The organism is Neobacillus ginsengisoli (assembly GCF_030813055.1).
The window spans coordinates 81,832-101,533 of the sequence record NZ_JAUSTW010000009.1 but is presented as its reverse complement, the minus strand read 5'-3'; the positions used below and the strand labels follow the sequence as shown (position 1 = coordinate 101,533).

Annotated in this window: 21 protein-coding genes and 1 tRNA gene; 16 read left to right on the top strand and 6 right to left on the bottom strand. The window is 36.4% G+C overall.

Annotated elements, in window-relative coordinates:
- Positions 1–15 precede the first annotated feature (15 nt).
- From J2S10_RS22655 to J2S10_RS22585, 15 genes are all read left to right on the top strand, one after another.
- Positions 16–414 carry a DoxX family protein gene (locus tag J2S10_RS22655; RefSeq protein WP_307412612.1) on the top strand — a complete coding sequence of 133 codons (399 nt, stop codon included), beginning with the start codon at positions 16–18 and terminating at the stop codon, positions 412–414.
- 125 nt (positions 415–539) lie between these two features.
- Positions 540–1,475 (top strand): ring-cleaving dioxygenase, encoded by a 936-nt coding sequence (locus J2S10_RS22650; RefSeq protein ID WP_307412610.1) that lies wholly within the window; start codon positions 540–542, stop codon positions 1,473–1,475.
- A 20-nt stretch (positions 1,476–1,495) separates the two neighbouring features.
- The gene (locus tag J2S10_RS22645) at positions 1,496–2,104 is read left to right on the top strand and encodes a flavin reductase family protein (protein ID WP_307412608.1); all 609 of its coding nucleotides are present in this window, start codon (positions 1,496–1,498) and stop codon (positions 2,102–2,104) included.
- A gap of 39 nt (positions 2,105–2,143) precedes the next feature.
- Positions 2,144–2,755, top strand: a complete 612-nt coding sequence (locus J2S10_RS22640; RefSeq protein WP_307412606.1) for an alpha/beta hydrolase — start codon at positions 2,144–2,146, stop codon at positions 2,753–2,755.
- 337 nt (positions 2,756–3,092) lie between these two features.
- A complete protein-coding gene (proB, locus tag J2S10_RS22635; protein ID WP_307412604.1) occupies positions 3,093–4,205 on the top strand; it encodes a glutamate 5-kinase in 1,113 nt (370 codons plus the stop codon).
- Between the two features lie 5 nt (positions 4,206–4,210).
- Positions 4,211–5,452: a glutamate-5-semialdehyde dehydrogenase gene (locus J2S10_RS22630; protein ID WP_307412602.1), complete on the top strand. Its 1,242-nt coding sequence runs from the start codon at positions 4,211–4,213 to the stop codon at positions 5,450–5,452.
- A gap of 264 nt (positions 5,453–5,716) precedes the next feature.
- Positions 5,717–5,956: a hypothetical protein gene (locus J2S10_RS22625; RefSeq protein ID WP_307412601.1), complete on the top strand. Its 240-nt coding sequence runs from the start codon at positions 5,717–5,719 to the stop codon at positions 5,954–5,956.
- A gap of 238 nt (positions 5,957–6,194) precedes the next feature.
- On the top strand, positions 6,195–6,434 hold the full coding sequence (locus tag J2S10_RS22620) for a hypothetical protein (protein ID WP_307412599.1): 240 nt from the start codon (positions 6,195–6,197) through the stop codon (positions 6,432–6,434).
- Positions 6,435–6,635: 201 nt separating this feature from the next.
- On the top strand, positions 6,636–6,821 hold the full coding sequence (locus J2S10_RS22615; RefSeq protein ID WP_307412598.1) for a hypothetical protein: 186 nt from the start codon (positions 6,636–6,638) through the stop codon (positions 6,819–6,821).
- Positions 6,822–6,896: 75 nt separating this feature from the next.
- Entirely contained in the window at positions 6,897–7,148 is a 252-nt protein-coding gene (locus tag J2S10_RS22610; RefSeq protein ID WP_307412596.1) for a hypothetical protein, read from the top strand.
- 285 nt (positions 7,149–7,433) lie between these two features.
- Positions 7,434–9,719, top strand: coding sequence for an ATP-dependent DNA helicase (locus J2S10_RS22605; RefSeq protein WP_307412595.1), 2,286 nt, complete (start codon positions 7,434–7,436; stop codon positions 9,717–9,719).
- Between the two features lie 46 nt (positions 9,720–9,765).
- Positions 9,766–10,290: a type 1 glutamine amidotransferase domain-containing protein gene (locus tag J2S10_RS22600; RefSeq protein WP_307412593.1), complete on the top strand. Its 525-nt coding sequence runs from the start codon at positions 9,766–9,768 to the stop codon at positions 10,288–10,290.
- Between the two features lie 153 nt (positions 10,291–10,443).
- Positions 10,444–11,931, top strand: coding sequence for a spore germination protein (locus J2S10_RS22595; RefSeq protein ID WP_307412591.1), 1,488 nt, complete (start codon positions 10,444–10,446; stop codon positions 11,929–11,931).
- The gene (locus tag J2S10_RS22590) at positions 11,921–13,030 is read left to right on the top strand and encodes a GerAB/ArcD/ProY family transporter (protein ID WP_307412589.1); all 1,110 of its coding nucleotides are present in this window, start codon (positions 11,921–11,923) and stop codon (positions 13,028–13,030) included. The genes J2S10_RS22595 and J2S10_RS22590 overlap by 11 nt, the downstream gene beginning before the upstream one ends.
- Positions 13,027–14,145: a Ger(x)C family spore germination protein gene (locus tag J2S10_RS22585; protein ID WP_307412587.1), complete on the top strand. Its 1,119-nt coding sequence runs from the start codon at positions 13,027–13,029 to the stop codon at positions 14,143–14,145. The genes J2S10_RS22590 and J2S10_RS22585 overlap by 4 nt, the downstream gene beginning before the upstream one ends.
- Before the next feature lie 144 nt (positions 14,146–14,289).
- Here the strand turns inward: J2S10_RS22585 and J2S10_RS22580 are convergent, their stop codons facing one another.
- Genes J2S10_RS22580 through J2S10_RS22570 form a run of 3 tightly spaced genes read right to left on the bottom strand, consistent with a single transcriptional unit; the run spans position 14,290 to position 17,948 of the window.
- Positions 14,290–15,375, bottom strand: a complete 1,086-nt coding sequence (locus J2S10_RS22580; protein ID WP_307412586.1) for a Ger(x)C family spore germination protein — start codon at positions 15,373–15,375, stop codon at positions 14,290–14,292.
- Entirely contained in the window at positions 15,368–16,453 is a 1,086-nt protein-coding gene (locus J2S10_RS22575) for a GerAB/ArcD/ProY family transporter (RefSeq protein ID WP_307412584.1), read from the bottom strand. The genes J2S10_RS22580 and J2S10_RS22575 overlap by 8 nt, the downstream gene beginning before the upstream one ends.
- Before the next feature lie 19 nt (positions 16,454–16,472).
- On the bottom strand, positions 16,473–17,948 hold the full coding sequence (locus J2S10_RS22570) for a spore germination protein (RefSeq protein ID WP_307412582.1): 1,476 nt from the start codon (positions 17,946–17,948) through the stop codon (positions 16,473–16,475).
- Between the two features lie 166 nt (positions 17,949–18,114).
- On the opposite strand from J2S10_RS22570, the gene J2S10_RS22565 reads away from it, so the two are divergent.
- Entirely contained in the window at positions 18,115–18,279 is a 165-nt protein-coding gene (locus J2S10_RS22565; RefSeq protein WP_307412894.1) for a nitric oxide synthase oxygenase, read from the top strand.
- A gap of 31 nt (positions 18,280–18,310) precedes the next feature.
- Here J2S10_RS22565 and J2S10_RS22560 read toward each other — a convergent pair.
- The 3 genes from J2S10_RS22560 to J2S10_RS22550 form a co-directional block, all read right to left on the bottom strand.
- A tRNA-Asn gene (locus J2S10_RS22560) sits at positions 18,311–18,395 on the bottom strand.
- A 53-nt stretch (positions 18,396–18,448) separates the two neighbouring features.
- Positions 18,449–18,745, bottom strand: a complete 297-nt coding sequence (locus tag J2S10_RS22555) for a hypothetical protein (protein ID WP_307412581.1) — start codon at positions 18,743–18,745, stop codon at positions 18,449–18,451.
- Positions 18,746–18,923: 178 nt separating this feature from the next.
- The gene (locus J2S10_RS22550) at positions 18,924–19,658 is read right to left on the bottom strand and encodes a biosynthetic peptidoglycan transglycosylase (RefSeq protein ID WP_307412580.1); all 735 of its coding nucleotides are present in this window, start codon (positions 19,656–19,658) and stop codon (positions 18,924–18,926) included.
- Between the last annotated feature and the right edge of the window lie 44 nt (positions 19,659–19,702).

Below are 19,702 nucleotides of genomic sequence, written 5' to 3'. Positions count from 1 at the left end.
TTGGAGGAAGAGAAAATGTTGAATATTGGGTTATTATTAATACGTTTAGTGATTGGATTATTATTTATTGGTCATGGTTCACAAAAACTATTTGGTTGGTTTGGCGGCTATGGTATAAAAGGTACAGGCGGCTGGATGGAATCGATCGGAATTAAACCTGGTTTTGCAATGGCTCTTATGGCTGGATTAGCAGAATTTTTTGGAGGTATTTTATTTGCAGCAGGATTGCTTACTTCTCTTGCTGGTATAATGATTGCATTAACAATGGTAATGGCAATTGTAAAAGTGCATGGTCCAAATGGCCTATGGTCTACACAAAATGGTTATGAGTATAATTTAACATTATTTGTAGTAGCAATTGCTGTAGCTATCGCAGGTCCTGGGCATTATTCAGTTGATGCATTTTTATTCTAATATATCTCGAATTAGAGATTCTTGAATATAGGGTGATTATGTTATGACCAAGTTTCAAATAATAGTGGTAAAGATACTTGGTCTTCCTGCTATTCTTCAGAGGAAAATAAGGAGGAGAGATGGATATGAAAAAAACAATGGGAATCCACCATATCACAGCAATTGTGGGACACCCACAAGAAAATGCTGATTTTTATGCGGGTATTTTGGGATTGCGACTTGTCAAACAAACTGTTAATTTTGATGACCCGGGAACATATCACTTATATTTCGGTAATGAAGGGGGGAAACCTGGAACAATTATTACATTCTTCCCGTGGCCTGGTGCATACCAAGGAACCATAGGTGACGGTCAAGTGGGAGTTACTTCCTACGTTGTTCCAAAAGGCTCTTTTGGCTTTTGGGAAAAAAGATTGGAAAAGTTTAAGGTCCCTTATACAATAATTGAACGATTTGGTGAGCAGTACTTAGAATTTGACGATCCTCATGGATTGCATTTGGAAATTGTAGAGCGAGAAGAAGGCGAAGTAAATACGTGGAATTTTGGCGGTGTTTCCTCAGATGTAGCAATTAAAGGTTTTGCTGGTGCAACACTGTTATCTGCCCATCCTGATAAAACGGCAGAATTATTAGAGAATGTCCTCGGTCTTGAAAAAATCGGAACAGAAGGAGATTTCGTTCGTTTTCGGTCTTTAGGTGATATTGGAAATGTAATTGACCTAAAACTAACTCCGATTGGCCGCGGGCAAATGGGCGTTGGGACTGTACATCATATTGCTTGGCGTGCCAGTGATGATGCGGATCAAATAGATTGGAAAAAATACGTTCAGAGCTATGGATATGGAGTTACTCCCGTTCAAGACAGAAATTACTTTAATGCCATTTACTTTAGAGAACACGGAGAAATCTTATTTGAAATTGCCACTGATCCGCCAGGATTTGCACATGATGAGTCACGAGAAACTATGGGAGAAAAATTAATGTTGCCTGCACAGTACGAACCACAAAGAGGAAAAATTGAAGCAGTTTTGGCTCCATTTACATTAAGAGAGTTAGATTGATTTCTGAAAGGAGGATCTAAATGCGTACGATTGACCCGTCCCTTAATACTGAAAGGGAAAATTATAAGCTTTTAATTGGAAGTATTATCCCCCGACCTATAGCGTTTGTAACGTCTATTACCGAGGATGGAACATTAAACGGGGCACCATTTAGCTACTTTAATATTGTAACAGCAAATCCACCAATGATTTCCTTAGCTATACAAAGGTTGGATGGGAGACGGAAGGATACAGCCCGTAACATCCTTAAGTCAAAGGAATTTGTTGTTCATATTGTTGATGATCTCAATGTTGAAAAAGTCAATAAGACAGCAGCAAATCTTGCTTCTAATCAAAGTGAAATCGAAATTGCTCATCTCACTCCTATAAAGAGTACCAAGATTTCAGTTCCAGGTATAAAAGAAGCAAAGGTGCGGATGGAGTGCATATTAGAACAATCTTTAGAGTTGGGTGGTAATGATTCTCCAGTCTGCGATTTTATTATTGGAAGAGCCATTCAATTCCATATTGATGATGCTATTTATGAAAATGGGCGGATTAATCAAGTAGGATTAGGTGCAGTAAGTCGATTAGCTGGGAATGATTATGCTAAAATTGGTGAGGTATTTACGCTTGAAAGACCAAAATAAACTCAATTTTCCAGCTATTGAACGGAGAGGAGAAAAAAGATGAAACATTTTTTTCAAAAAGGAAAAGACGGAACGAAGCCAACTTTTTTATTGCTGCATGGGACTGGTGGAAATGAATTGGATCTTATTCCTTTAGCAGGAAAAATGGATGAAGATGCTTCATTTCTGAGTGTCAGAGGAAATGTATTGGAAAACGGAATGCCGCGTTTTTTCCGAAGATTAGCGGAAGGCATTTTTGATGAGGACGATTTGGTGTTTCGGACGAAAGAACTATATGAATTTCTTGACGAAGCATCTGCGAAATATGGTTTTGATCGGAAAAATATAATTGCGGTTGGGTATTCCAATGGTGCAAATATCGCCGCAAGCATGCTTTTCCATTTTCAAAATGCATTAAAAGGAGCAATTCTACATCATCCGATGGTTCCTTTAAGAGGAATTGAATTACCTGATTTGACTGGAATCTCTGTGTTCATTGGTGCCGGTACAAATGATCCTATTTGTTCACCGTTGGAATCAGGTGAGCTCGAGTCATTATTGGCAAATGCCAATGCTAAAGTACATCTTCATTGGGAGAATAGAGGTCATCAATTAACTTTTGAAGAAGTGGAAGCTGCTGCTAAATGGTATAAGGAAACTTGGTTAATTTAACAGATTATAAATTAAAATTTTCAAAAAACTATCTTGACAAGTTGCCATTTTCTGAGGATAATATCAAATAAATCTTAAAATCGAAAATGGTATGGGATTAGTAAAACTTTGGAACGTGATAGAGAGTGAGACCCATTGGCTGAAAGGTTTCTCACGGAAAAAAGCTTGAACCTGCCCACAATGCGCCGCTTATGCAAACATAAGCCGTTTTCCCTCGTTACGGGTTCAAAGTGGATGCAAGGCATCAATGAAGGTGGTACCGCGGAAACGACTTTTCCGTCCTTTTTTAAGGACAGAGGAGTCGTTTTTTTATTTTATAAAGAAAGGTACGAATAAAATGAAGAAACAGCTGGTGGTTGTAAAAATAGGCAGCAGTTCTCTAACAAATACATCAGGGACCATTTCGGAACAGAAAATGTACGACCATGTAAAGGCACTCGCATATTTAAAAGAACAGGGACATGATGTCATTCTTATTTCATCTGGTGCTGTTGCCGCGGGATTTGGCTCGCTTGGATATCCATCCCGCCCAAAAACGGTTGCTGGAAAACAGGCAGCGGCGGCTGTCGGCCAGGGGCTTTTAATGCAGAATTATATATTACTATTTAAAGAATTTAAAATTGTACCTGCTCAAATATTATTAACTCGAGAGGATTTTTACAGTCAGGAACGATTTCACAACTTATTTTCAACCATGAATGAGTTACTCCAGAGAGGTGTCATACCGATTATCAATGAAAATGATTCGGTTTCCATTGAAGAGTTAACCTTCGGAGACAATGATATGCTCTCAGCACTTGTCAGTGGGTTTCTACATGCAAATGCGCTGATCATATTAACGGATGTCAACGGACTTTATGATGGCAATCCGAAGGTATCAAAAGAGGCAAAAAAATATCATTTTATCCCTGAAGTGTCGGATGAGCTCCTGGGTATTGCAGGGGATAGCGGGTCTTCCGTTGGTACCGGGGGGATGAAATCGAAGTTACAGGCAGCGAAAAAAGCTTTATCGCTGGGTGTCAGCGTTTTCGTCGGAACTGGAAATGGAAGGGAAAAACTTTCTGATATTTTAGCGGGAAAAGGGGATGGAACTTATATCGGTGGTCCGTTCCAAACACAAATGCAAATGAGAAAACAATGGATTGCGTATCACTCTCATGTTGGCGGGATTATTGAGATTGATGAAGGGGCGGAAAAAGCAATTGTGCAAAATGGCAAAAGCTTGCTCCCGGTAGGGGTTACAAATGTAATAGGAGAGTTTAACGCTTTAGATGTTGTCGTCGTTCGTAACCAAAAAGGTAGGGTTGTTGGGAAAGGGCAATGTTATTATTCCTCGATTGATTTACAAAAAGTAAAAGGATTACCCAGTGACCATTCGAAAGGTTATTCTATAAACAAAAAAGCAGAAGTGATTCACCGGGATAATTGGGTCACGATGCCGAAGGAGTGAAGGTAATGGCTGAGTTGTTAGAAAAAGCGATTAAATTACAAAAAGCATCCAAGACTTTAGGAATGTTAACCACCCGAGAAAAAAATGATGCCTTAGCTAGGATGGCAGATTATATTTTAAATGAAAAAGAATGGATAATAGCGGAGAATGAGAAGGATATTCACGTAGGAAAAGAAAAAGGACTATCTGATTCCCTATTGGATCGCTTACTATTAACAGGAGAAAGAATCGACCAGATTGTGGATGGGATACGCCAACTAATCAATTTAGAAGATCCTATTGGTGAAACAATCGAATCCTGGGAACGTCCGAATGGTTTGCGCATCCAAACGGTTCGTGTACCGCTTGGAGTCGTCGGAATGGTGTATGAGGCAAGGCCGAATGTTACAGTTGATGCAGGCAGCCTCTGTTTAAAAGCCGGGAATGCTGTTCTGCTACGAGGCAGTTCTTCAGCCCTCCATTCCAATAAAGCGCTCGTTCAAGTTATGCAAAGGGCGCTTGGCAGTTCTGCCATTCCTGAAGATGCGGTTCAACTTTTAGAAGATACGAGCCGTGAAACAGCGGCGCAAATGTTTAAGCTTAATCAATATCTTGATGTCTTGATTCCCCGAGGCGGGGCAGGTTTAATTCAATCGGTGATTCAAAACGCAACAGTTCCTGTACTGGAAACAGGCGTTGGCAACTGCCATGTTTTTATTGATGAATCAGCAAATGAGAAAATGGCTACCGACATTACAATTAATGCAAAACTACACCGACCATCTGTTTGTAATGCAACCGAAACGTTACTTATTCATGAAAAATGGCCATATATTTCCGAATTAGTCAGCACCCTAAAAGAAAAAGGTGTCGAACTGCGCGGTGATGAATCATTATCTTCAACCTACCCCTTTGTAAAACAAGCAACAGAGGACGATTGGCAAAACGAGTTTTTAGCGCCGATTTTAGCAGTAAAATTAGTCAGTGATGTGAAAGAAGCAATTGACCATATTGATCAATATGGTACAAAACATTCTGAGGCGATTATCACTGAAAATGATCAAAACGTAAGGCTCTTTTTCCAGGCGATAGACGCAGCTGTGTTGTATCATAATGCGTCAACCCGTTTTACCGATGGAGAGCAATTTGGCTATGGTGCAGAAATCGGCATTAGTACCCAAAAGCTTCATGCAAGGGGACCGATGGGTCTGAAGGCGATCACGACTACCAAAGCAATCGTTCAAGGAACGGGGCAAATACGGGTTTAATTTGTAACTAGAAGCATAATTTTGCCGCAACGGCAGGGTTATGCTTTTTTTAATCTAGGTAAACTTATTCTTGAAAACTTACTTTACTCGTTTATTTTTCTATTCATCCCTTTAAAAGGGTTTCCCTTCATTCAACATTACAATACCAAAGCAATCAAAACACTTGAATAAGAGTATTTTTGGTAAAATTAGGTATTAAAAATGTAAAATAAATAATAAGATTTTAATGAATATATGTATAGTTTTTACAAAAGGAGGAAAATAATGGTTCAACTAACAGCATTTATTTACAAACCTCATTATGGACCAGACAAACATATTGTTTATTCAGTGGATTGTAATAGTCCTGAAACTGCAAGTGGCTTTATACAAGGATGTTGGAAATGTAAGCATTGCAGAGAAAAAAATCATTTCAGATTGTATGTTGATTCAAAACAAACTAAATATATAGCGAGATGTCCAAAGTGTAAAAAAAAATTTATTGCCATTGATGATGCTAAATAAGAGAAGAATATAAATTGATCAATGATAATTGAATTTCTTTAAAATATAAGGACAGGATGTTATTCAGAATTTGTAGGTACATTTTTTAGTTCTACAGGTAATTGAGGATATATAACAGTTGAAGCATCCAAATAAAATCGGGTGCTTTTTCTTATTTTAAGAAAAATTTAATAGCAGTAAACACAAAGAAGTCTTATAATTACATTGTTTTGAAAAAAGACTTGACGGGTGATATTTTATGGTTAAAAAGAAAAATAAACTTTCAGTAATTCTGGGGTTAGTAATAACAATTATTATTATCTCGTGTATTAATTTATCAAAGGATAAAAATGTTAATAATCCAATTCATCTATTAGAGGTACATAAACTAGAAATATCAATGGATTTCAAAGAGGCAATTATATCAAATCAAAGTGATGAAGCAACAGTTAAAGACTGGGATCAATTATTGGATAAAATCATAGATATTGATGGGTAAGTAAATTCTAAGGAGTCCATTGGGGGTTGCTTTATTATTTTGTTTTAAATTCGATTCATACTCAGTTTACCGATTATTATTGATAATTTAATGATTAAATCAGTTTTGTTAAATTTGTGTAAAGTTTGATAATTACATAAATGCGAAGAAGGACTACCTCCTAACTTGGTCTAATTATAGATAGGTTGGGAGGTGAGATGAGTGGGTAAGTTTTTATTAAAATGTGACTGTGGTGAAGAAGTAGAACTTGAAGGCTATAATTACAGTGGTAATATCAGTGATTATTTAAGTATTGAAATTGAGGTTGATGAAGTCGATCATACTGATATAAATGTAAATTTTAAGTGTGGAACGTGTGGAAATCACTTTTACATTGCAAATTTCTAAATTACAGAATAGTCCATATTTTTTGTAATTTTCCAGTATTATTAGAATATTATATATTGGTGAGGAGCAGGGGAAATGGTTTTTACTGATTATGAAAAGAAAATTTTGGAAAAACTTTATTTTGGTGAAAGTTTAGATGATTTATTTGAAGACACTGAAAAAAGCAGAGATTATAGAAAAGCTCTAATCGATTTAAAAGGAATCCTGGTTGATGGATTTAAAGAAGTAAAAACTTCTGAGGGATTTCAAATTTATAATATAAGTGAACTTAAAATCTCCTTAACGCCATATGGTAGGGAAATGTATGAGGAATATATTTTAAAATAAAAGTTAATTTTAGTACAAACAGGAACTATGGTTCAGTTAAAAGGAACAGGAAAATTAGGAGTAGTTTATTAAGTCACTAATTAGCGAGTGGCTTTTTTGTTGTCTGAATGAGGTGTTTTTTTGGTAGAGATTCTATAAAGGTGGACAAGTACACAAGCACAAAGGATGTAAATAAATATATTAAAAATATAATGGGTGAAAGAAGGGATTAATTCACCTATCTTTCAATGAAGGATTTTGTTATACTAAAATACAAACATATATTCTCCTTTAGCGGGTGATCACATGTCTAATAATGTTCAGATTTCCGTAAGAACACTTGTGGAGCATGTGTTCCGAAGCGGGAGTATTGATAATCGTTTCCGTTCACAAACTACGCTTCTCGATGGAACAAGGGCTCACCAAAAAATACAAAAAACGTATCAAGACGGTGATCTGAAAGAAGTCTATGTCAGTATTGAAATCCCATTCGAAGGTCTCACATTTATTATTGATGGCAGATGTGATGGGCTTTTGTTTCAGGACGGAGAGGTGACGGTGGACGAAATCAAGTCTTCTTCTCTTCCGCTCGACCGGATTGAAGGTGACGGTTACCCTGTTCACTGGGCTCAAGCAAAAATGTATGCTTACATATATGCGAAGGACCATGATTTGCCAAACATTTCTGTACAGCTAACCTATGTGCATGTTGAGACTGAAGAGAAAAGATATTTTAGAAAGACCTATACAATTTTCGAATTGGAAAAATATATTTATGATGTTATTAAAGGGTACGCCCCATATGCCAAGCTGCAACTTGGGCATCGAAACAAACGTAATGAAAGCAGTAAAGAGTTAACTTTCCCATTTGATTCCTATCGGGAAGGACAGCGGAAACTAGCCGTAGTTGTATATAAGTCAATTTCTGATGCGAAAAATCTTTTTGTTAAAGCTCCAACAGGGATTGGCAAGACAATATCTACACTTTTTCCTACGGTAAAGGCAATGGGTGAAGGTTTTCTAAATCGAGTTTTCTACCTTACGGCTAAAACGATTACCCGGACGACGGCCGAAGAGGCGTTTGGACGTATGAAGTCTTGCGGACTATGTATGAAATCCGTGACGATTACGGCCAAGGACAAAGTTTGTTTCAAGGATGAAGCGAAATGCCAACGGGATTATTGTGAGTATGCTAATGGGTATTATGATCGAATTAATGGTGCAATTCTTGATATTTTTAAGAATGAAAATGGAATGACCCGTGAGGTCATCGAAACTTATGCACGAAAGTATACCATCTGTCCGTTTGAATTTTCGATTGATCTTGCATACGTGGCTGATGCCGTAATATGCGATTACAATTATATTTTTGATCCACGTGTGTCGTTAAAGCGATTATTGGATGAACAAAAGAAATCAACGGCTTTACTGGTGGATGAGGCTCATAATCTTGTGGATCGTGGAAGAGAGATGTTTTCGGCAACTTTAAACAAAGAGATATTTCTTCAATTGAAAAAGGACTTCAAAGGTGTCAATAAAGCAATTTATGAGGCTGCAGGTAAAATAAATTCATCGTTCATTAAATTGAAAAAAGAGAATGCCGAAAACAGTGAGATGGTTTTACATCAATTGGATGATGGGTTTATCGGGCAACTCACTCAATTTGTTTATGATACTGAACAGGTTCTTTTACTTGGAGATACAGGAACAGCTGTAAACCTTTTGGAAGCTTACTTTATGGTACAGAAATTCTTAAAGATCGTGGAGTTACTTGATGAACAGTTTATTATTTATTCAGAGAAAAGTAGAAATGATCAAATCGTAAAACTATTTTGTATTAATCCCTCCGAGCTGCTTAAACAGATGGGAAAAGGCTATCGGGCAAAGGTGTTTTTTTCGGCCACACTTTCTCCATTGCCTTATTATCAAGATGTACTGGGTGGAATAGAAGGAGATTATGTACTTTCCATTCCTTCACCTTTTAAAGAAGAGCAGGTTGACGTTTTCATCAAACCACTGTCCACCCGCTACCATGACAGAGATCGTACGAAAGATGACATAATTGCAATGTTACAATTCTTGATAAAAAAAAGACCGGGCAACTATTTCGTCTTTTTTCCGTCCTATCAATATTTACTGGCGGTTTTTGATAAATTCAAACAAGTTGATGATGTGACGAATACTCTTATTCAAGAAGCCGGGATGACAGAAGCAAAAAGGGAAGCGTTTTTGGAGGCGTTCAAGCCTGATCAAAAAGAAACATTGGTGGGCTTCGCGGTTCTTGGCGGTGTTTTTTCTGAGGGAGTAGATTTAATCGGAGATCGATTAAACGGGGTAGTCGTGGTTGGTGTAGGGTTGCCACAGATTTGCTTTGAGAGAAATCTTATCAAGGATCATTTTTACAAAAAAGAAAAGAACGGATATGATTATGCCTACGTCTATCCCGGCATGAACAAGGTATTACAGGCAGGCGGGAGATTGATTCGCTCGGAAGAGGATCATGGTACGATTGTACTGGTTGATGATCGATTTTTACAAAGGCAATATCAATCGCTCCTTCCACAGGAGTGGCGACAATTTAAGATCATATAAAAGTGTATTTCACTGAATTTAATTACAAAAAGGAGGAAGAATTAAAATGCGATTAAGTGGAAAGAAAATTGTGAGTCTCGTGCACCATGATTTTGAGGATCTAGAGCTATGGTATCCAATTCTAAGATTAAAAGAAGAGGGAGCAGTTGTTCATCTTGCGGGTGAAAATGCTCAAGAAAAATACATAGGTAAATATGGAGTCCCAGCCATTTCTGATTATTCTTATAGTGATATAATTGGTGAGGAATACGATGCAATCTTAGTGCCGGGTGGCTGGGCACCGGATAAGATTCGCCGCTTTTCTGAGGTAATTTCCCTTATCCAACATTTTGAAGAAAACAAAAAACCAATCGGACAAATATGCCATGCTGGCTGGGTTTTGATCTCTGCTAAGGTTTTGCAGGGTAAAAAAGTGACAAGCACTCCAGGCATTAAAGATGATATGGAAAACGCAGGTGCTAACTGGTTTGATGAGCCGGTTGTAGTCGATGGTCATCTTGTATCAAGCCGTCGTCCGCCAGATCTTCCAGATTATTTAAGAGAGTTTATTAAAGTATTAGAACAAAAATAAGTAGTCAATGTTAAAAATAAAGCAGATATTTTGATGAATTAACGTTAAAAAAAGAGTGTTAAATCTCCAGGATTTAACACTCTTTTTTTATATAACGTATAACTGGCTTATAAATGAAGAAACCTATAACTACCTAGTATGTGGAGGCTTATGATGGTAGAAGATACATTAAGTAAAGGTGTCGGATCAATTCATTCTGATTTTGAATTGAATATCCAAACTTTATGCAAAACTTTTTCTAATATGCATGATTTTAAGATGAAAATTTTTGAGATAAAGGAACGAAAGATAGGTATTGCTTTTGTGGATTCAATCACGAACAAGGATATTGTGAATAGCAGAATAATAAATGAAATTTACAAATTAGATCTCAGTGGAACCGTACTTGATTTACCAATAGCTCATATCAAATCAACAGATAACTTTAAGAGTATCTATTCCGGTATCTTGGAGGGGAATGTTGCTTTATTTGAGGAGAATTCCAATATCGCCTATTTGGTGGATACCGGTTTATTTGAATCGCGTGCGATTTTGGAACCTGATTCAGAAAAAATCATCGTTGGTTCTCATGACGGGTTTGTTGAGAGTTTAAATAAAAACGTGAATCTCCTTCGGAATAGAATAAGGACGCCATATTTAAAGAACGAGCTGCTTCGTGTGGGTGAAGGTGAAATAACTACCAATGTATCCATACTTTACGTTGAGAATATTGCGAATCCTGAAGTTATCAAAAAAGTAAAAGATCGTATATCTACCATAAAACTTGAAAACAATCTCACTCCGGGAAAATTAGAAGAATTCATTGAAGATAGTTCTTACTCACTTTTTCCACAAATATTGGAAACAGAGAGACCGGACCGTGTTACTGCAAATTTGTTGGATGGTCGTATTGCGGTTCTAATTGAAGGGAGCGCAATGGCTTCAATTATGCCAGTGACCTTTTTTTCTTTTTATCAATCGCCCGATGACTATAATACCAGATTTATTTTAGGGTCATTTTTACGAGCAATCCGTCTTATCAGCTTTTTTATTAGTATTAGTTTACCATCCATTTATATTGCGATTGTTTCTTTTCATTATGAAGTTCTACCATATGAATTAGTGACAAATATTAAAGCAAGCTTGGAATACGTTCCCTATCCGCCTGTTATCGAAGCCTTGATTATGCAGATTACACTGGAATTACTAAGAGAGGCAGCGATCCGACTTCCTAGTTCTATGGCTCAAACCGTGGCAATAGTGGGGGGGTTAGTGATAGGAACAGCCATTGTGGAAGCAAATCTTGTTTCTAATACCATGATTATTGTCATTGCGATAACCGCCATCTCTTCTTTTACTGTACCCATTTTTGAGATGAGTTCATCGATTCGTTTATTAAGTTTTCCGATGATTATCGCTGCTTCCCTGCTTGGGGTAGTGGGGATCGTTACAGGGTTTATGTTTTTAATGATTCATTTAGTAAAATTAGAATCTTTCGGTGCTCCCTACTTTGCACCTTTGGGGCCAATACGAATGACAGATTTAAAAGATAGCTTAATAAGAGTTCCAATGTGGAAAATGAAGTCCAGACCAAGTACAGCCCAACCTATCGATCAAGAGCAATCCACAGGGAAAAAGGGGTGGGTTGAGGATGGAGAGTAAGGAAGAGTCTATTTCTTCTTTTCAAATGTTCTTTTTCATTGTTTTAACCTCAATAGGTGATGGTATATTGACATTTCCAAATATGGTTTATAAAGATGCGCGTCAAGCTTCCTGGATTTCTATTTTTATAACAGGCCTTTTGGCAGGATTGCTTGTTTTGACTTATGTTTATTTGAACAAGCAATTTCCTAAGCAAACGATTTATGAAATTTGCATGGTTGTTTTCGGAAAATGGGTAGGGAGAATCATTATAGTAGGGTATATTTTGTATTTTTTTCTCATTTGTATCAATATTAATCAGATGTACTTGGTGACTATTAACAACTGGATTTTAACCTCTACACCTAAATGGGTAATTTTATTGCTCATGCTAATGCTTGGGATTTACTTGGGAAAAGAAAATTTAAGAATTATCGTCCGCTTTTTTCAGCTTAGCTTCTGGATCATTATTTTGCTTATGTTAATGAATCTGGGAGCGATTCCTTATCTTCATTGGAACTATTTACTTCCTTTTAATGGAATTCCTTTTGTCAATATTTTGAAAGGCAGCAACAGCAGCATTTCTTCTTTTTTAGGGTTTGACAGTATATTAATAATTTTGCCGTTTGTAACGGGGAATTTGAAAAGTAAGCTTACATCCTCCTTTTTTTCAATTTTATTCATTACAGTCACATATCTATATATAATCCTAACCTGCATTTTGTTTTTTAGTTCAAAAGAAATGATTTTAATTCCACAACCGATTCTATATCTATATAAATCGTTGACGATTTTCGGTGTCATTGAGAGGTTGGATTTAATTGTTGTTGCATTATGGATCGTGATGATCATGACCAGTTATATTTCCTACTTATATCTATCAAATATCGGAATCTGCACTCTATTCCATTTAAAAAAACGAACCATACCAACGATCGTAATGGCAATTCTTGTTTATATTCTTGTATTATTTTTACCCTACTCCAGAGAATCGATTTTAATGCAGTTTAAAATGATTACTTTTTTTAGCTATATTTTTTCAGCGGGAATTCCGGTTTTGGTCATTATTGCGTCCTTCTTATTTCATAGGAATGACAAGAAGGAAGGGAATACGCGGTGAAAAAACTAAAAGGGTTATTCGTGATGATTCTCTTGATCATTCAAACAGGTTGTTGGGACGAAAATCTCTTAAAAGATAATGCACTTGTATTGAGTATAGGGTTCGATTTAGCTGAGGGCAACCAATTAAAAACCACTTCTTCGATTCGAACAAGTAAAGTCATCTCAGGCGGACAAGCCGAATCAGTTAACTATATCGTCGAAGAAAAGGGACATACGTTAAGGGATACAAGATTGGAAGTGGATAAGCAAATACCGGGTGTTTATGCCCCTAATAAATTACGGGTAATTTTGCTTAGTGAAAACATAGCGAAAAGGGATCTTTATCCATACTTTGATGTGTTTTTTCGTGATCCGAGAAGCTCGCTTGCAGCAAAAGTGGCTGTTGTAAAAGGCCAGGCTGGGGATATTATCAAAATAAAAAAACTAAAAGAAAATCTAATTAGTGAGGCACTGATTGAGCTCATTAAAAGTGCCGAAAACCACACCATTGTTCCTGTTGAAAATCAACAAACTATTCTCACAAGTATGTTGGACGAAGGAGAAGATTTTACCCTTCCCTATCTTGAAAAAATCGATAAGGAAACGGTCAAGGTTACTGGCGTTGCCCTTTTCCATCAAAGAAGCTATACAGGTAAAACGCTAAATGGAAACCAACCGGTCATTCTATTAATGGCTAAAGGCGATACGAACAGAGACATTAAGCTAACAGAAAATATAAATAATGGAAAAAATCACAGTGTAACAGATTTTGTATCATTTTCAGTAAATAAAACGAAAAGAAAAATAATGATTAAAATGGTCAATGGAAGGCCGGAAGTAAACTTAAACTTGAAGTTGTTGATCGATATAAATGAGTATCCAAAAGGGTCCTTATTAGGTGAAAAAGAGGAAAACGAGCTTAATAAAAAACTCGAAAACAGAATCGAAAAGGAAGCCAAAGAAATGGTTTCGACACTCAAAAGTGCCAATTGTGATGCGTTTGGAATTGCACGCTTTTTAATTGCAGACCATAACAAGGAATGGAAGAAGTTAAATTGGGAGAAAGAATATCCGGATATGCCATTTACTATGCATGTAAAGGTCGAGTCGGTGAAAAGAGGGATCATCTATTAATTAAGCTCTTTTCTTAAACTTTGTTATTATATCAAACTATGCGAAAATAGCCATTAATAAAAACGAAAAAAGACCATAATCATGGGTAAATTAAAAATCTGTATCCATTATTATGGTCTTTTTTAATAAAATCTTAAATGAGTTTTAATCGATAATACCAGATTGTTCTATTGCTACTTGCACATTTACATGAACCTTGGCAGAGGGGTAGACAGTTTTCCAATGCTTTTCGTTAAAACCGCGATAATGCTCTTTATATATAGCACCTAAACCTATTGGGTCCACATCATTGTCTTTAAATTGATGGATGATTTTTAAAGCGTTTTTTTCTAATTGCTTATCAACTTGGTTTTGAATCTTTTTTTTATCTATCGGGACCCTTTTTTTCTTTGGAGAAGTGAATTCCAGAAGTCTTGAATTCACTTTTATATTTATGGTGAATTCAGGATTTCCATTTACTGTTTTTACTTGATAGTTTGCTTTTGAATTAAGATTATCAAGTACGAGCTTTTCACCATTTTCTAAAATGAATTGATGTAACCCATACTTATATTTGTCAACCAAACATTTAAAAATGAATAGATCTTCAAATGGCAGAGTGGTGACTAATTGATCATCTCTAAGTATGGCAATTCCACTAATTTTGATGTTATCTTTTTCCTGTTTGATTAAGGGCAAATAGGGATCCTGCCCGATTTGATTTAATTGAAATAGAAATGATTGTAAATCAGTTCGAGGGAGATTGCCTGATTTCATGATTTGGTCAAGCATTTCCTGGACGTACAACGAAACATTTTCCGTTTTGAATTTTCCTATCTTGAATAAAGCGTTCGAATCGCCATCAACAATCGCCACTTGAACTAGACTTCCGATAGAAGGATCACGGTTTAAGGTATCAACCATATCATAAATCCCTTTTTTTGCAAGCGATTTGCCATAAAGCGCTAATCGAAGCTGTCCGCTAACTACCGGGTATCGAGATTCACTATTAATGTTTATTCGAATTTCTTTACTTGTTTCTCCTAAGCTTGTTTTGACTACAGTTGTAGAAGTTTTATCCTTTTTATAAGCTGGATAGGTAAAGGTTCCCTTTATGATCTTCTTTCCTGCCAAATCATATCCTACACCCTGCAACATATTTAATTCATTGACAATATTGGTCGGGATCATTGAACATCCGGATAATAATAAACTAACGACCAATAATCCTAATGATGATCGTTTAACCATTTTGATTACCCCTTTTTAGCACGGTGAAAATAAGCAAGAGAATAGGAATATAACCATAAAATATCCATAAATTTAATTGCGTGACGTATTTATCTAGAATTTCCTTGATTTGATCGTTTATTAATTGTGATAGAATCACACTTAGAATGCTAAGGACGAGTAAAAAATACTTTTGCTTTTTATTAAAAATCCTTTTTAACCCTCTAGTAGAGCACCATAATAAAAGTGCAATCAATGCAATAACAATAATTAAATACATCGAGATATATAAGTACTCAAAACGTTCCAAATAAGAAAGACGAATAATCTTTGTTAAAGATAATTCCGGCCAAATGTTTTCACTTAACTGATTTTCGCTATAAAAAGTAAAGGAAACAATAGCTGAAATTGTATATAACAAGGAAGTAAACAGAACTCCTAAGTGAGCAAATTTTTGGGAGGATTTAGCATCCCTTATAAATGGATAGTACATCAGTAAAGCCTCAGTTCCCGCCAATGTATACATCGAGCTTTTGATCGAATCCAATAGTTCAATGAAGGAATGATTCATAATCGGTAATAAATTTGAAAAATGAGCAGTTTTTAATGGGAAAATATAAAGGATGATTAACATGATTTGCGGAAAAATGAAAGACGTAAAAGATATACCGACAACCGTTCTAAATCCTCCGGACACAGAGTAATATACCAAAAGCAAAATTAAGGTAGAAAGAATCCATGAGGGAAGGGTAGGGAACATCCATACCTTAATAATCTTGATATACCCAACTAAGACGGATACGCTTGCCAACCAGTAATAGATCATGATGATCAAGCTGAAAAATTTACCTAGAACATTTCCAAAAATTGTTGAATGAACATCGACAATATCTCCATCAGTTTTTCCCAGCAGTTTATACATAATCCAAATGAACACTTGAACGATGCATCCTGCTGCTAAAACACCAATCCACGCATCATAGCCTGCTTTCACGGCAATGGTTCTTTGGAATCCTAAAATGCCAACACCAACCTGCGAATTGTAGACAATAAAAAAGACTAAAAAGGGAGAAACTTGATGCCTAATATTCGCTTGCAAGTGAATACCCCTTTACGATTTATTCATAAAAATCGTTCACTGGCTCTGGGTTTTTTCCCTTGCCAGTTGATTTTTTCTTCTTTTGCGGTCTTAAATTGGTTGGGTTTCCTTTTTGCATAGAAAAAGGAAGTCTAACCCATAGATCTTGTATTGAAGTTAACCGTAATGGAAAACTGCTAATATAGGGACGCCCGAGTGAGGTTAACCGAAGTAAATGAACACTAAAAATTTGGAAACCAATAAACACCCCAAACAAACCAAACCATTGGGAGAGTAAAATTACAGGAAATTTAATAAAGCGGACAGTGTTGCTAAATTTATAGATAGGGGAGGTATACGAAGATAATGTACCGAGTCCCACTAAAATTAGCAATACATTACTTGTTAACCCCGCTTCAACGACAGCTTGGCCAATTACAATACCCCCTACAACTCCCAGAGATTGACCGATTTTTAAGGGTAAGCGGATTCCTGCCTCTTTTACCATTTCGATCATTAATTCTAAAAATATTGCCTCTAAAAAAGGGGGGAAGGGAACAGAGGCCCGAGAACCAACCAGCGTTTCCAATAAACGGGCAGGAATCAATTCATAATGATATGTCATGATAGCAACATACATTGGACTTGCCAGCATTGAAATGAACAAAGCAATCAATCGTAAAATCCGAAAAAAATTACCAATGATCCAGGAATAACTATAATCTTCCATGGCTATAAAAGATTCAATTATGGTAACAGGAACAATAACTAAATTGGGTGATCCATCGACAGCAATGATAATTTTTCCTTCTGTAAGGCCTGCCGCAACACGATCCGCTCTTTCAGTTGAGATTGATTGTGGAAACAAAGAATTAGAATTGTCCTCAATCATCGAAGATAGATAAGAACTATCCAGAATGTGATCATACTGCACATCTTTTATTCTTTGAATGACTGTATTTACATTTTCGGGATTGGCAATCCCATCAAGATACAAAACTGCCACTCTTGTCTTTGATAGTTCACCAACTTTCATTTCCGTTACGATCAGCTCAGGTATGGGTATTCTTTTTCGAATTAGATTAATATTGGTGTCTAATTCTTCAATAAAGCCCACTTGTGGACCGACAGCAGAGGCTTCCATTGTTGGCATACCAACATCTCGAAATTTACTGTTCGCAATATTGATTAATAGGCAAGCTACATCGTGCTGATCGTGTTGAATGGCCAAATATCCATTCATGATGCTCTGGATGATTTCCGTCGCATCTTTTGTATAAATAATCTGTTGTACAGGGATTTTGCTTTTTAATTCCTCCAATAAAAGCTGCTCTTGTAAATAGGGCAAAACATCTTTATGGAGGATGTCTGATGAAATCAGTGTCCGATAATAGGAAAGCCAAAAAGGATGCCCTTCGATTAAAGACGTGTGTTCATGCACAAAGTCATTTGATTTCGATAAACGTTCAACCCAATTTTGATCCTCTTTTGCAGTATTAGGTGATTTTTCCATCATTGGCAACCCTCAAAAAAACTTTTTTCTAAGTATGTGTAGAATGGTAAATTTTATTCAAAAGCATATATGTTTCCTCTTTGACTTAAAGAAGCAAAGGGATTTATTTGCTCTTGTTATCGGGAATTAAATAAAACTGAGTTGGACATAGAAAAAAAGACTTAAGGAAATTAACAAACAGGTACAAAGTCAGGGTTATTATGATCATACTGCAGAAGAACTGGAATATGGAGAAAAAGTCGCTTGGCGCAACCGTTGTATTGGAAGAGTATTTTGGGATCATTTAACTGTTATCGATAAGAGACACATAAATACAAAAGAGGAGATTGCTTAGGCACTATTTGAACACATAGAGAATGCAAAAAAGGACTTGGCGGGATTTGAACCCGCAAGATACACTATAGTTAACATCAATAACTGCAGGTTGCTCTACCATTGAGCTACAAGTCCTGTTTTTATTTTGAACATAAACTGGATAATTATTCACGAATAAAATGTTTAATTCATTTCAATTTACGAATTTCTTCCGTAACGACAAATGCCAAATCCTCATTTCCAAACAATGATAAAACACCAAGCAAGGTATCGTCGGCAATTTCTCCTGCTTCCTCTTTGGGCACCGTTAACTCAATTGCTTCCTTCAACGCATGGTTATTGTGTTGGTCCGGATATGCCGTTAAATATAACCCCTCCGGGTTCAGATTATGATTGATACACCATTGTGCAAAGATAAGGATCATCATTTTTTCATCCCGTTGATAACTTTGGATTATTCTTTCTTGAGCATTATTTTGATTCATTTTTTATTCTCCTTCTTAAGCTAATAGATAAATTATAAAAGAATTTCTGTTGATTTCATATTTAAAGGCTTTTTCAACAGTTTTTGGCATTACGGTTACACTCTTGAAAAAAATATAAATGATACCACTCTTTACAAAATTAAAAGCAGACATCTCAACGTAAGGTGCCTGCTTTGTTTTATATACGGTGCTGCTTTAGTCGAATCGGTTCCATCAAAATTATATTTGCCTGAGACTGTATAATCTTTCCTGAATCCACCATGTTGAGTAGAACTACCTTCTGACGTTCTTTCGCAAGGGTTAAGGAATAGAAAGGATCGTATACATTCGGAGCATTTGGTATTCCGGCAAGCATAGTCAATTCACCATCATTGAGTTCAGCTGGAGATTTGCCGAAGTACGTTTCTGATGCATCGTACAACCCATATGCGCCTTCACCAAAATAAATGTCATTTGCATACTGCGAAAATATTTCTTTCTTGGTCATTGTGTCGTATAGCCCAATGGCGTAAAGCATTTCGACTACCTTCCAACGTAAGGTCTTTTGGTAACCACTGAGCAGAGCGTTGTGAACGAGTTGTTGTGTGATGGTCGAACCACCTTGTGCATACTTTTTGTTCTTTACATCAATGTACACAGAACGTCCAATGCCGATAGGATCAATCCCGATATTCGAAAAAAAGTTTCGATCCTCGGTAGCCACAACCGCATCGATATACATTTTGGGGATTTGATCATAGTTCAGAAAATGGCTGTGTTCAGACGCTACTCTCGCGGCAACGTTTTGGCGTACCTTGTAAGCAATGTTGTTTACGCTAGTAAAATAATAATAAATACTATACCACAATAGCACGAACAGGACTATAATGAAACCGACTATCCGAACGGGCCAACGCATCAAACGACGGCGCATAAGCCACCTCACCTGAAATAATTAATAATATTTTACATTTATGA